This window comes from Acinetobacter sp. YH12241, assembly GCF_013417535.1.
Taxonomy (GTDB): domain Bacteria; phylum Pseudomonadota; class Gammaproteobacteria; order Pseudomonadales; family Moraxellaceae; genus Acinetobacter.
Genome location: NZ_VPDQ01000028.1, coordinates 1 through 12242 on the forward strand (window position 1 = coordinate 1; position 12242 = coordinate 12242).

A 12242-nucleotide genomic window follows, 5' to 3' on the forward strand; every position below is an offset into this window, starting at 1 on the left:
AAAGTTGGGTGTATTTCTTCATTGTGTGCTTTCCAATTGCGAGTTGAAAAAGTCTAATGATTCTATGAATACACCTAACTTTTTCAACTAACTACAAATGTGTTGCACTTGGGATTTGAATCTGCGTTTCTCTATTTTGCCTGATTAAGGGTGATGCAGTTTTAGTCATCACATATCACCCCAAAAATTTAATTTTACCTACTCCCTAATTGAGAAAGACAGGATTAGAATGCAGCATCTTTTTGCATGCAACTTCGTATGTCTGACTCATCTTCCGCTTCTTCCGTCACCAAGCAATGGATTGGTGTCATCGCTTTAGCCTGCGCGGCTTTTATTTTTAACACCACCGAATTTATTCCTGTGGCATTACTGAGTGGAATCGGGCAAAGCTTTGCCATGTCCGCCACTCAGGCCGGCATCATGCTGACCATTTATGCCTGGATCGTGGCCCTACTATCTCTTCCGATCATGCTGCTCACTAAAGCCATAGAACGGCGTTTTCTACTGATGCTGGTCTTTGCGGTCTTTATTTTAAGTCATGTGCTGTCCTATTTTGCCTGGAGTTTTAGCACGCTGGTGATCAGCCGGATAGGGATTGCCATCGCACATGCCTTGTTCTGGTCGATTACCGCTTCACTCGCGGTTCGGGTCGCACCGAAAGGTAAAGAGTTTCAGGCACTTGGTTTATTAGCCACAGGAACGGCGATGGCGATGGTGCTCGGTATTCCATTTGGCCGGATGATTGGTGAGGCGTATGGCTGGCGTAATAGTTTTGCCCTGATTGCGTGTCTCGCATTGATCATTTGCCTGATTCTGGCCAAAACCTTGCCATTGCTTCCAAGTGTCAATTCAGGCTCCCTCAGCAGCTTAAAAAGCCTGATCAAACGTCCAAGCCTGATGCTAGTCTTTACCCTCACCATTCTGGTGATTACGGCGCAGTTTACCGCTTATAGCTATATTGAACCATTCTCCCTGAATATCGCCCGCTTTGATTCAGCCCAGACCACAACTTTACTTCTGGTTTATGGCGGAGCAGGATTCCTGGGTTCTTATCTGTTTGGCCGCTTTGCCGCACAGTTTCCGAAAATGACTATTCCTGCTTTTACTTTTGGACTGGTTATTTCCATGCTGCTGTTATTGCCACTATCGAGCACAGTAACAGGCCTCTCTGGCTTATCTCTGCTGTGGGGTTTGAGCATCATTGGTTTCAGCCTGGCCCTACAATCCAAAACCCTGAACCTGGCTACAGATGCCACAGATGTTGCCATGGCCATTTATTCAGGCCTGTATAATGTCGGGATTGGCGGAGGAGCTTTGCTTGGCAGTATGGTCACGCTTCAGATCGGGCTATCGAGCATTGGCTGGGTAGGCGCAGGGCTGGCGATCCTTGGATTTCTGCTTAGTCTTTATTTGGTTCAGCGTTTGGACTTTCTGCCCAAAGCTGCTGATTAAACGCTGCTTTTTGTAAAATAATTTGTGATTATGCACAAAATCTGTCATGCTCATTTGATATTGAGCAATTGCTCAAACAGAATTGAGTTTGAACAAGGGGAGTAGCCTCCTCCAAACGTTTAAGAATGAAGTTTCAGTTTTTGAACGTGTCAGAATATCGTCATTACACTTTGCAAAAAGTCGGTATCTGAGCATCTTGGAATGCGACTGGATCTCATCCAGTAGAGCACAAAGATGTAGGCAAGACCTTGATCATGTTGTTATAGATGTATTTCATCTGGCAGCAGGTCAAGGTTTTTTTATGGCCGGTTGTCAGATGTGGAGAATTCCCATGGAAACAATTGGTACACCTTGGCTGTATCTGGCTTTTTTCATTATCGTTGCAGTGATGCTGGTCATCGATTTTATCGGCTTTAAGCATCAGCACGGACAGCCCATAAAAGTGCGCACTGCCGCCTACTGGAGTGTTGCCTGGGTCAGTATAGCGACTATGTTTGGCGGTGCATTATGGCTGTATCTAGAACAGACTTCAGGTGCTGCTCTGGCAAATCAGAAAGTAATGGAATACTTTGCCGGTTATTTGCTGGAAAAATCTCTGGCAATTGATAATGTCTTTGTCTGGCTGATGATCTTTGCTGCCTTTGCTATTCCTCCTGCACTGCAACGCCAGCTGCTGCTCTATGGCGTTTTGGGTGCCATTATTCTGCGGACCATCTTTATTTTTATTGGCGCATGGTTCGTACAGGAGTTCTCGTGGATTCTGTATATCTTCGGTGCTTTTCTGGTTTATACCGGTTTTAAATTCCTGCGCGGCCAAGGAGAAGAGCATACCGATATTGAAGATATGGCAGTTCTGAAATGGCTACGCAAACATATCCGGATTACGCCGCAAATGCGTGGCAATAAATTTTTTGTGCATCAGAACGGTGTCCTGTGGGCAACGCCATTATTTCTGGTGCTGATTCTGGTGGAAGCTTCTGATGTGATCTTTGCGGTAGACTCGATCCCAGCCATTTTCGCTGTCACCACCGATCCCTTTATTGTTTTAACAGCGAACCTGATGGCGATTCTGGGTCTGCGTGCCATGTTCTTCCTGCTCGCTGGTGCTGCATCAAAAATGTACTATCTGCCTTATGGCCTCGGGATCATTCTGGTCTTTATCGGCTTCAAGATGCTGATGCTGGAAGTATTCCATATGCCGATCTGGATTTCCCTGAGCTTTATTGTCATTGTGCTGACGATTACCGCATGGTTATCAATCCGTCATAGCAAAAAATACAATGAAACAGCGCTATAAATAATTGCTTCGTCATTCCTGATAAGTCCGCAAAATGCGGGCTTTTTTTATTTCAGGCCAGTGATCGTTTTGGCTACTTTAATTAGCATCATTTTCTTTATTTAAATCTAATTTAAAAATCTCGTGATAATTGCTTTGATCTTGGCCGCTATTTTGCATTGTTAAAATTTGGGGATTTTTAGTTGTGTATTTCCCATACAGGCTAGAACTTTTCAGCTACAATCAATCGAAAAAATTACAAAGTGCAGGTTTTCAATGTCTTCTTACATTGCGACGACAGCTATCCGTGGTCGTTTCCTCGATATCCAGAATACAGTTGCCCAAGCACGTGAAATTCACGACCAAGTGCGTTATATAGAAGATGGTTTACTCATCATAAAAAATGGAATAATCCAGTGGTTTGGCTCATGGCAGGAAGGTCAGCAGCAGCTCCCTGAAGGTCTGGATATTACTTATTATCCTGAACAGCTCATCATTCCGGGTATGATCGATACCCATATCCATTTCCCGCAAACTGAAATGGTCGGTGCTTATGGGGAACAGCTACTAGAATGGTTAAATACTTATACCTTCCCGACTGAGATCCAGTTTCAGGATCCGGCGTATAGCCAGAAAATTGCACAGTTCTTTATTCAGGAATTGCTGAAAAATGGTACAACCACAGCTTTGGTGTTCTGTACCGTTCATCCAGCCTCGGTAGAAGCACTGTTCGAAGCGGCTACAGCACAGAATATGCGTCTGATTGCCGGTAAAGTGCTAATGGACCGCCATGCACCTGAAGCCCTGACGGATACTGCAGAATCTGCCTATAGCGACTCTAAAGCCCTGATTGAGAAATGGCATGGTAAAGGACGTAATCTTTATGCGATTACGCCACGTTTTGCTCCGACCTCAACGCCTGAACAGCTGGAAAAAGCAGGGCAGTTAAAAGTCGAATATCCAGATGTTTATATCCATACTCATCTCAGTGAAAACAAAAATGAGATTGCCTGGGTAAAAGAACTCTTTCCGGAACGTGAAGGCTATCTGGATGTCTATCATCATTATGGACTGACCGGCGCTAAATCCGTATTTGCGCATTGTGTGCATCTGGAAGAAGGGGAGTGGGATTGTATGCATCAAACCGACTCTGCGATTGCCTTCTGTCCAACCTCAAACCTGTTCCTGGGTAGCGGTTTATTTCCGCTGAAGAAAGCCTGGGATAAAGGCGTGAAAGTCGGCTTAGGTACCGATATCGGGGCAGGAACCTCCTTTAATCAGCTGCAAACCCTGAATGAGGCTTATAAAGTGCAACAGCTGCAAGGAGAAAAACTTTCGGCTTTTGAGTCGCTATATCATGCGACCTTGGGTGGTGCGAAAGCCTTAAGTCTGGATGACCGCTTGGGGAATTTCAATGTGGGCAAAGAAGCAGACTTTGTGGTGCTTGATCTCAATGCCACAACCTTACAACAACTGCGGCAGAGCAGAGCCAAAAATATTGAAGATGCTTTTTTTGCACTGACCATGCTGGGAGATGACCGTAATATTGCAGCAACTTATGTCTATGGACAGGCTGTCTATGTCAAGGCCCAATAAATCGCGTCAGCGCAGGATCATTTTGGCTGCAATCGTCGCTGTCTGTGCCTTTGCGCTGAAGAGAGATTCACAGCAGCCCAAAAATTGATTACATTTACAGCAAGTAAAACAGGTGCATCTCAAGCAAGGATGTATTAAAATTGCTGCAATTCAGGTGTTGCAGGTCAACACCTTTTTTATTTTGCTATTTTTATTTTTTAGGTATCTACCCATGACCGTTCAAATGAGCGTAATGATTTCCGCTGAAGAAATTCAAGCTAAAGTCAAAGAGCTTGGTGCTAAAATCGATGCACACTATGCCAATAGTGACAAAGAGCTTGTACTTATCGGTTTGTTACGCGGTTCAGTGATTTTCATGGCAGACTTGTGTCGTGCCATTACCAAGCCACATGAACTCGACTTCATGACTGTATCCAGCTACGGCGGCGGTACGATTTCGAGCCGTGATGTCAAAATCCTGAAAGATCTGGACGGTGAAATCCGTGGTAAAGATGTGCTAGTGGTTGAAGATATTATTGACTCAGGTAATACCTTAAGCAAAGTCCTGGAAATCCTGCAAACCCGTCAGCCAAACTCAATTGAACTGTGCACTCTGGTGAGTAAACCTTCACGTCGTGAAATCGAGCTGGAAGTAAAATTCCTAGGCTTTGAAGTCGAAGACAGGTTCATTGTTGGTTATGGCCTGGACTATGATCAAAAATACCGTCATATTCCATTTATTGGTGAAATCGGTCTTTAAGAACCGGTTTAAAAGAAGTGGCTTCGTGCCACTTTTTTTATTTCTTGAATCATTTCAGTAACACAGCAAACAAAAACGCAACAGCCCGTTGCAGGACATGACTTTTTTCAGTGCTTTTCTTGCCGCAAGATAAACATGACGTAAAAACAAAGACATGATAACAAGGAGTATGCTGATGTGGTCAATTATCGTTGCGATTGTGGTGGGTTTTATTGCGGGTCTGGTTGCACGCGCGATTCATCCTGGTGATGACAAGGCTGGATTCATTGTTACGACCCTGCTGGGGATTGCCGGTTCACTGGTTGCGACCTTTGCTGGACGTATGCTGGGCTTGTATTCCCAAGATTCTGCCGCAGGCTTTATTGCCTCAGTGATTGGTGCCGTAGTCATCCTATTTATTTATAATATGGTGACCAAACGTAAACGAATCTAAGCTCTGCTTGGAATAAGTTTCTTTCATAAAAAGAGCACCTAGATAGGTGCTCTTTTTTTATTGAGCATAGTCAGAATTTTACAGGCCGAATTCTTTGAAACCTTGTTCAATCTGTTCTGCTGGCTGAGCGCCCATGACTTTAAAACCATTCGAGAAAATAATCGCTGGTGTGCCATTTACACCGAGTGATTGTGCCAGCTGTTTATTACGTTCAATCGGGTTGGCACAGCTCTTTTTCGATTTAGGTTGTATACCTTGACCAATCAGGTCTTCCCAAGCCTGTGATGGATTTTTTTCACAATAAACCTGTTTAGATGGCGCAATTGACTGCTGTTTTAAAGGCAGAATGAAGGTATAAATCGTGACATCTTTGAGTTTTTTCAGCTCTACTTCAAGTTGTTTACAATACGGGCAATTTGGGTCAGAAAAGATGGCAAGCTGACGTTTTCCTGTCCCTCTGACTGATTTAATCGCATCCTGTAGCGGTAACTTTTTCCAGTCGACACTGTTTTGTTTGAGTAATAAATCCTGAGTCAGATTATGCTGGTCCTGAATACGGAACATTGAACCAGCTAGGAGATGCTGGGCATCTTCATTCAGATAGACAATCTGCCCCTGCATGGAACCGCTATAGATTCCTTTCATTTCGGTGGGCTGAATATTTTCAATTTTCAGGTTGGGACTGTTTTTTGCCAGATTGGCTTTAACTGTATCCACATTGGCAAAGCTAAGGCCAGGGAAAAGGGTCAAAGCCAGCAGCATATTTCTTATTTGCATGAATGTCCTGCTCAGGTGCAAGTTAAATGTGTTTCGATTCTAGTCTTTTTAAAAAGAAAATTCTGACTATTTTATGTAGCCTGATGTTCAAATCGAACTGATCAATCAGTTATGTTTCACGTGGAACATTGACCCCTTAATGCTGATTGACTTCTACCGAGATATGCACGATTTCTTCATGAATAGAGATCGCCTCACGGATTTGATCGGCACTAATGGGGATTCCCGTTTGAACGGCAACAAAACAGGAAAATTTACCTTTACCGACTCTCGATACATGCAGGTCAGTTAAATGCAGATCATTCCCATATTCAGCAATGACTTCACGTATTTCTTCGACCACTGGGGCATCCATATCGGCATCCAGTAAAGTCTTGGCACTTTGCTTTAGCAGGCCAATCGCCCAGCGTGCAATCAGGATTGAGCCGACCAGTCCCAGTACTGCATCGAGAAAATCCCAGCCCATATATTTTCCAGCAATCAAAGCAATAATCGCCAGAACAGAAGTTACAGCATCAGCAACCACATGCAGAAAGGCCGCTTTATGGTTCAAGTCATGATGACCATGATTATTATCATGCTCGTGATGGGAATGCCCATGATGATGATCATGGTGATGGTGCCCATCATCATGCAGCAACCAGGCACAGGCCAGATTAATCAATAGTCCTAAAATCGCGATTGGAATGGCTTCGTTATAATGAATCTGAACTGGCGAAAATAGACGTTCTACTGAATGAATCGCCATAAAACCGGCTACCACAAGCAATAAAATTGCACTGCTATAACTGGCCAGAATTTCAATCCGCCAGGTGCCCATATTAAAGCGGGGGTCATTCGTATAATGGCGGGCAGCTTTATAGGCAAAGTAAGCCAGCCCCAAGGCCAATACATGCGATCCCATATGCCAGCCATCGGCAAGCAAAGCCATTGACTGGAAGATCCATCCCCCTAATACTTCCAGCACCATCATGACGGCGGTCAGAATCGTGGCAAACAGAATCTTTTTCTGTGCGAGTGGATTACCTTCATCAAATTGATGGCTGTGCGAATTGGCGGTATGTTTTTGCATAAAAGGGAACTGTTATTAATACTCCCCCCTAGTATATTTATTTTTGGAGATTTGTGGTGAGTCATGTACATGATGATAAAAAAATATTAAACCGGGTACGGCGCTTGCAAGGTCAGATGAACGCCGTAGAGCAGTCTCTCCAGAATCCTGAGACAGGCTGTATTCAGGTCCTGCAACAGGTTGCAGCCGTTAAAGGTGCTATAAACGGTTTGATGAATGAGTTGATCGAGACCCATTTAAGAGAACATGTCATTGGAGAAGCTGTGGTTAATGAAGAAGAACTGGCTGAGTTTTTAAAATTATTAAAGCGTTATGGCTAATTGTTTAGCTCAACATTTTTGTTTTCTTTACAGCAAGATAATTGACCGCTTTTTCATCTAACCGATACACTGCCCCCCATTCTCTTCTTTCTTCCACATCATTCTTTTTAAAATGTGGTGAAACTTTTACGGCAGCTACATGACAGAAAATATCTCATGGCGACCTTTCGCCATGGTCAGTCTTGCATTGATTATGGGTACCATCGGTACAGCACTGGCAAGTCCGCTTTATCCCATTTATCAACAGATCTGGCATTTATCGCCAAGCCAGATTACCTATATTTTTGTCGCCTATATGTTTGGCTGTCTGGGTACCTTGTTATTCCTGGGACGTACCAGCAACACGATTGGTTTCTTAAGAACCCTGCAAATTGGTCTGGTATTTATTAGCATTGGCTTGGTCATTTCAGTCTTTGCCGAGAATGCGCTGATTTTGTCGGTGGGTCGTTTTATCATTGGTATTGCTTCAGGTCTGATGACCACTTCAGCAATGCTAGGCATGATGCAAACCATTCCAGAAACTCATAAGCAGCTTGCACCACAACTGGTATCGATTCTGACGGCTATAGGTTTTGGTTTGGGGCCGTTTGTGGGTGGGGTAATTGCGCAGTTCTCTCAAACCCCATTAATTACTCCATACCTCCCAATTATTCTTGGGGCAGTGCTGTGTTTTGTCGGATTATTCTGGCTAAAAACACCTGCTTTTGAACGCCAGCCTTTTAGTATTGCACCGAAATTACTGCGTCCTGAACCTCAGTATCATGCTGTATTCATGATTGTGGGATTGACTGCATTTAATGCCTTTGCTGCTTTCAGTTTATTTGCTTCACTGTCACCGTCTTTTGTGCAGGATATCTTACCTTGGCATGGTCCTTTGGTCAGTGGTACCGCCATTACCTGCATTTTGCTGATTTCTGCTGTGGTGCAGTTCTTTGCTAAAGCTGTTCCTGCAAAGAAATGTCTGAATATTGGCTTGATGATTATGCTGGTGAGCTTGGTTAGCCTTGCTCTTTGTATGATCCTTAAAGCAAGTATCTTGTTCTTCGCCAGTGATATCTTATTCGGGATTGGACATGGTTTTGCCTTAATGGGCGCATTCGGTGTGATTCATGCGATCACAACCTTGCAAAATCGGGCAGCCGTGATGTCGACTTACCTGTTTATTGGCTATTTGGGCACGATTGTGCCGATTATCGCGGTGGGGTATCTGGCTGATCACTTCGGCTTAGGATTTGCCGTGATCAGTTTCTGTGTGGCGATCAGTGCACTCTGTCTAATCCTTTGGTTATGGCATCAAAAATTGCAGCTAAAAGCCTAATAAAAAAGCCCACATTTGAGGGCTTTTTTATATAACTTAAGGATTATTTTCCAATACAGAACGATCCAAAGATCTTGCCCAGCAGGTCATCCGCACTAAAGTCACCGGTAATCTCGCCTAGCGCATTTTGTGCCAGACGTAAAGACTCTGCGACCAGTTCACCTGCGTTATACACTACAAGTTGCTCACGGGCTTCAGCTAGGTACATCTGAGTGCGCTTCATTGCGTCTAAATGGCGGGTACGGGCAATAAAGGTATCTTCTTCAGGCTGGAAGCCTGCATGCGCCGTAATCGCATCTATGAGCGATTGAACGCCAGTTTCCTGCTTGGCTGAGACAGTAATATGACGGAAGCCCTTAAAATCTCCCATGACAGCATCGGCACCGGTCAAATCCGCTTTGTTCCCGATCAGGACCAGACGTTTCGGCTCGAGATGTTCGGCAAAATATTCTTGAGCGAGTTGTAATGGGTCATCACCTTGGCTCAGGTCATAAACCAGCAACAGCAGATCGGCCTGTTCAATTTCTTTAATTGCGCGGCGAATGCCTTCTTTTTCCACGATATCGCCGGTTTCCCGCAGACCAGCAGTATCGGTCAGGGTAATCGGCAGGCCATTCAATGTGATCTTTTCATGCAATACATCACGGGTTGTCCCGGCAATATCGGTCACAATCGCACGTTCATTACCTGCTAGGGCATTGAGCAAGGAAGATTTACCTGCATTCGGTTTACCGGCAATCACCACTTGTAGACCTTCGCGCAGTAACTGACCCTGACGTGCAGATTGCTGAACCTGAGTGACGGCATTCGCCACGCCATCCAGCAGATTTAAAATCTTGCCATCCGCCAGGAAGTCAATTTCTTCTTCCGGAAAATCAATCGCCGCTTCGACATGCAAACGCAAATGAATCAGCTGTTCTAATACCGTATTGACCTTAGTCGAGAATGCCCCTTGTAGAGAACGGACTGCAGACCGGGCAGCCGCTTGGGAGGTCGCATCAATCAGATCGGCAATGGCTTCAGCCTGTACCAGATCCAGCTTGCCATTCTCAAAGGCACGCATCGAGAATTCACCGGCTTTGGCTGCAGTGGCACCCAGTTCCAGCAAACGGCCCAACAGGGCATTCTGAATCACCGGGCCACCATGACCTTGCAGTTCTACTACATCTTCACCAGTAAAGGAATTCGGATTCGGGAAGCAGATCACCAGACCTTCATCCATTACTTCACCGGCTGCATCATAGAACTGACGGAACCCGGCAAAACGGGCTTTGGGCAAATCTTTTTGGCTCAAGGCCTGGGCAATTTCATAAGACTTGGGACCCGATAGGCGAATGACACCTACACCGCCACGTCCTGGGGGAGTTGCAATCGCAGCAATCGTAGTTCGGTCGAGCATAACATTCACCTAGAAAAACTTAAAAATACAGCAAAAAAAATCCGCTCAAGATTACCATCTTAAGCGGATTTATTCAGCCCATCAGTACAACTTAGTTGACTGGTGTTGCCTCATCGCGTTTAGCACGGTCTTTGGCAACAGACTTGTTGATCAGTGTTTGCTGCAAGATCGTGATCAAGTTGTTCACAATCCAGTACAACACCAGACCTGCCGGGAAGAACAGCAAGAATACTGTAAAGATCACTGGCATAATCTTGAACACTTTCGCCTGCATTGGATCAGTTGGCTGCGGATTCAGCATCTGCTGAATATACATGGTCGCACCCATGATCAATGGCAGGATGAACCAAGGATCCATTGAAGATAAATCTTGGATCCAGAACATCCATGGTGCATGGCGCAGTTCTACAGATTCCATCAGTACCCAGTACAGTGCCAGGAAAATTGGCATTTGCAGTAACAGTGGTAAACAACCAGCAAGTGGATTCACCTGCTCACGTTTGTACAGTGCCATCATTTCCTGAGAGAAGCGCATACGGTCTTCACCGAACTCTTCTTTCATGCGTTGCATTTCAGGTGCAATCACACGCATTTTCGCCATAGAGCGGTAGCTCTTCGACGACAATGGCCACAGGATCAGTTTCACCAGTACGGTTAACAGGATGATTGCCCAGCCCCAGTTACCCACTAGACCATGGAAGAACTCAAGACCAACAAACAGCAGTTTGGCAATTGGCCATAACCAGCCATAATCTACAGTCTGGTTCAGACCAGTCGCTAGGTCTTTCAGCTCCGATTGAACTTTTGGACCAGAGTAGAAGGTCGCATCGATTTCAGCTACGGTGCCTGCAGGCACATTGAAAGTTGGAGAAGTAAAACCAATGATATTCATGTTATCAGTTGATTTACGTGATTCCAGCTTCGCACTGTAGGCTTCACCATTGGCTTGAGTCAATTTCAGGTTACCTGGCACCCAGGCACTCACGAAGTAGTGCTGAACCATTGCAACCCAGCCACCTTTGGCTTCGGTATTCAGTTTTTCTTCAACAAAGTTGTCAAATTTTAACTTGTTGTAGTTTTCATCCGGTGTACCCCAAGCGCCGCCCAGGAACGTTCCCAGTGTGAAGATACCCTGATCAGATTTACCAGGATCTTCGGAATTGTCACGTTTGATCTGACCGAACATCTGACCTTGCCAGGTCTGGCCGCTGCGGTTGACCACTTTGTGATTCACAACTACCGGATATTCACCTTCAGTAAAGTTGAAGGTTTTAATGACTTCTACACCATCAGCCGTTTTAAAGACCATAGGTACAGAAAGTACTTTGACAGTTTCGCCATCTTTATTTTTAGCGGCTTTGGCATCTGCCAGTGTATAAACCGTTTTTTCCAACTCATAGGTTGGACGGCCATTACGGCTGCTGTCCGGTCCATTCAGACCGATCAGACCCGACTGGGCGACATAAGTCCGTTTCGCATCGCTTTCCAGCATAACGAACGGTTCATCGCTGTCTTTATTCTTGTCATGATTGAGTAATTCAACACGAACAATATCACCACCTTTAGGATTGATCCAAAGATGATAAAGGTCAGTTTGTACTGAAATAAGCTGCTGACTTACAGGTGCGGTGGCATCCGTTGCTTGCTGCGCTGGCATATTTGCTTGTGGCAGATCAGAGGCGGTCGTCGCCGTCTGAGCATTTGGCAAATCTGCAGATACTTCATGTGAAACAACCGCAGCTTCTTGCTGTGGTTTGGTTTCAGCATTGCCATAATCTTTTTGCCACGCCAAAATGAGCAAATATGCGACAACAAACATGGCTCCGAGAATTGCAATCCTGGCCCATTGTTGCATATGTA

At 45.0% G+C, this 12242-nt stretch carries 11 protein-coding genes; 7 read left to right on the top strand and 4 right to left on the bottom strand.

Features of this window, described 5'->3' with window-relative positions:
• Window positions 1-258: 258 nt before the first annotated feature.
• The 5 genes from FTV18_RS12885 to FTV18_RS12905 all read left to right on the top strand — a co-directional run bounded on the left by FTV18_RS12885 (window position 259) and on the right by FTV18_RS12905 (window position 5496).
• Window positions 259-1452 carry a sugar transporter gene (locus FTV18_RS12885; RefSeq protein WP_180018433.1) on the top strand — a complete coding sequence of 398 codons (1194 nt, stop codon included), beginning with the start codon at window positions 259-261 and terminating at the stop codon, window positions 1450-1452.
• Window positions 1453-1783: 331 nt separating this feature from the next.
• The gene (locus tag FTV18_RS12890) at window positions 1784-2749 is read left to right on the top strand and encodes a TerC family protein (RefSeq protein ID WP_180018408.1); all 966 of its coding nucleotides are present in this window, start codon (window positions 1784-1786) and stop codon (window positions 2747-2749) included.
• A 255-nt stretch (window positions 2750-3004) separates the two neighbouring features.
• Window positions 3005-4324 (top strand): guanine deaminase, encoded by a 1320-nt coding sequence (guaD, locus tag FTV18_RS12895; protein ID WP_180018410.1) that lies wholly within the window; start codon window positions 3005-3007, stop codon window positions 4322-4324.
• A 211-nt stretch (window positions 4325-4535) separates the two neighbouring features.
• Complete coding sequence (gene hpt / locus FTV18_RS12900) at window positions 4536-5063, top strand: hypoxanthine phosphoribosyltransferase (RefSeq protein WP_180018412.1); 528 nt, start codon at window positions 4536-4538, stop codon at window positions 5061-5063.
• 175 nt (window positions 5064-5238) lie between these two features.
• Entirely contained in the window at window positions 5239-5496 is a 258-nt protein-coding gene (locus FTV18_RS12905) for a GlsB/YeaQ/YmgE family stress response membrane protein (protein WP_034171345.1), read from the top strand.
• Window positions 5497-5574: 78 nt separating this feature from the next.
• Here the strand turns inward: FTV18_RS12905 and FTV18_RS12910 are convergent, their stop codons facing one another.
• Window positions 5575-6273 (bottom strand): DsbC family protein, encoded by a 699-nt coding sequence (locus FTV18_RS12910; protein ID WP_180018414.1) that lies wholly within the window; start codon window positions 6271-6273, stop codon window positions 5575-5577.
• Window positions 6274-6409: 136 nt separating this feature from the next.
• The gene (gene dmeF, locus FTV18_RS12915) at window positions 6410-7345 is read right to left on the bottom strand and encodes a CDF family Co(II)/Ni(II) efflux transporter DmeF (protein ID WP_180018416.1); all 936 of its coding nucleotides are present in this window, start codon (window positions 7343-7345) and stop codon (window positions 6410-6412) included.
• Between the two features lie 56 nt (window positions 7346-7401).
• Between dmeF and FTV18_RS12920 the strand changes: the two genes are divergently transcribed.
• Both FTV18_RS12920 and FTV18_RS12925 read left to right on the top strand, forming a co-directional pair.
• The gene (locus FTV18_RS12920) at window positions 7402-7665 is read left to right on the top strand and encodes a metal/formaldehyde-sensitive transcriptional repressor (RefSeq protein ID WP_180018418.1); all 264 of its coding nucleotides are present in this window, start codon (window positions 7402-7404) and stop codon (window positions 7663-7665) included.
• A gap of 172 nt (window positions 7666-7837) precedes the next feature.
• Window positions 7838-8983, top strand: coding sequence for an MFS transporter (locus FTV18_RS12925; protein WP_179993070.1), 1146 nt, complete (start codon window positions 7838-7840; stop codon window positions 8981-8983).
• 43 nt (window positions 8984-9026) lie between these two features.
• Here FTV18_RS12925 and mnmE read toward each other — a convergent pair whose 3' ends face one another.
• Both mnmE and yidC read right to left on the bottom strand, forming a co-directional pair.
• A complete protein-coding gene (gene mnmE / locus FTV18_RS12930; protein ID WP_180018420.1) occupies window positions 9027-10382 on the bottom strand; it encodes a tRNA uridine-5-carboxymethylaminomethyl(34) synthesis GTPase MnmE in 1356 nt (451 codons plus the stop codon).
• Between the two features lie 91 nt (window positions 10383-10473).
• Complete coding sequence (yidC, locus tag FTV18_RS12935; RefSeq protein WP_180018422.1) at window positions 10474-12237, bottom strand: membrane protein insertase YidC; 1764 nt, start codon at window positions 12235-12237, stop codon at window positions 10474-10476.
• Window positions 12238-12242: the final 5 nt, after the last annotated feature.

What these genes read in the sequence shown, in the direction of transcription:
- FTV18_RS12885 (WP_180018433.1), top strand. Translation starts at nt 259, where the DNA reads ATGTCTGACTCATCTTCCGCTTCTTCCGTCACCAAGCAATGGATTGGT.
- FTV18_RS12890 (WP_180018408.1), top strand. Translation starts at nt 1,784, where the DNA reads ATGGAAACAATTGGTACACCTTGGCTGTATCTGGCTTTTTTCATTATC.
- guaD (WP_180018410.1), top strand. Translation starts at nt 3,005, where the DNA reads ATGTCTTCTTACATTGCGACGACAGCTATCCGTGGTCGTTTCCTCGAT.
- hpt (WP_180018412.1), top strand. Translation starts at nt 4,536, where the DNA reads ATGACCGTTCAAATGAGCGTAATGATTTCCGCTGAAGAAATTCAAGCT.
- FTV18_RS12905 (WP_034171345.1), top strand. Translation starts at nt 5,239, where the DNA reads ATGTGGTCAATTATCGTTGCGATTGTGGTGGGTTTTATTGCGGGTCTG.
- FTV18_RS12910 (WP_180018414.1), bottom strand. Translation starts at nt 6,273, where the DNA reads ATGCAAATAAGAAATATGCTGCTGGCTTTGACCCTTTTCCCTGGCCTT.
- dmeF (WP_180018416.1), bottom strand. Translation starts at nt 7,345, where the DNA reads ATGCAAAAACATACCGCCAATTCGCACAGCCATCAATTTGATGAAGGT.
- FTV18_RS12925 (WP_179993070.1), top strand. Translation starts at nt 7,838, where the DNA reads ATGGTCAGTCTTGCATTGATTATGGGTACCATCGGTACAGCACTGGCA.
- mnmE (WP_180018420.1), bottom strand. Translation starts at nt 10,382, where the DNA reads ATGCTCGACCGAACTACGATTGCTGCGATTGCAACTCCCCCAGGACGT.
- yidC (WP_180018422.1), bottom strand. Translation starts at nt 12,237, where the DNA reads ATGCAACAATGGGCCAGGATTGCAATTCTCGGAGCCATGTTTGTTGTC.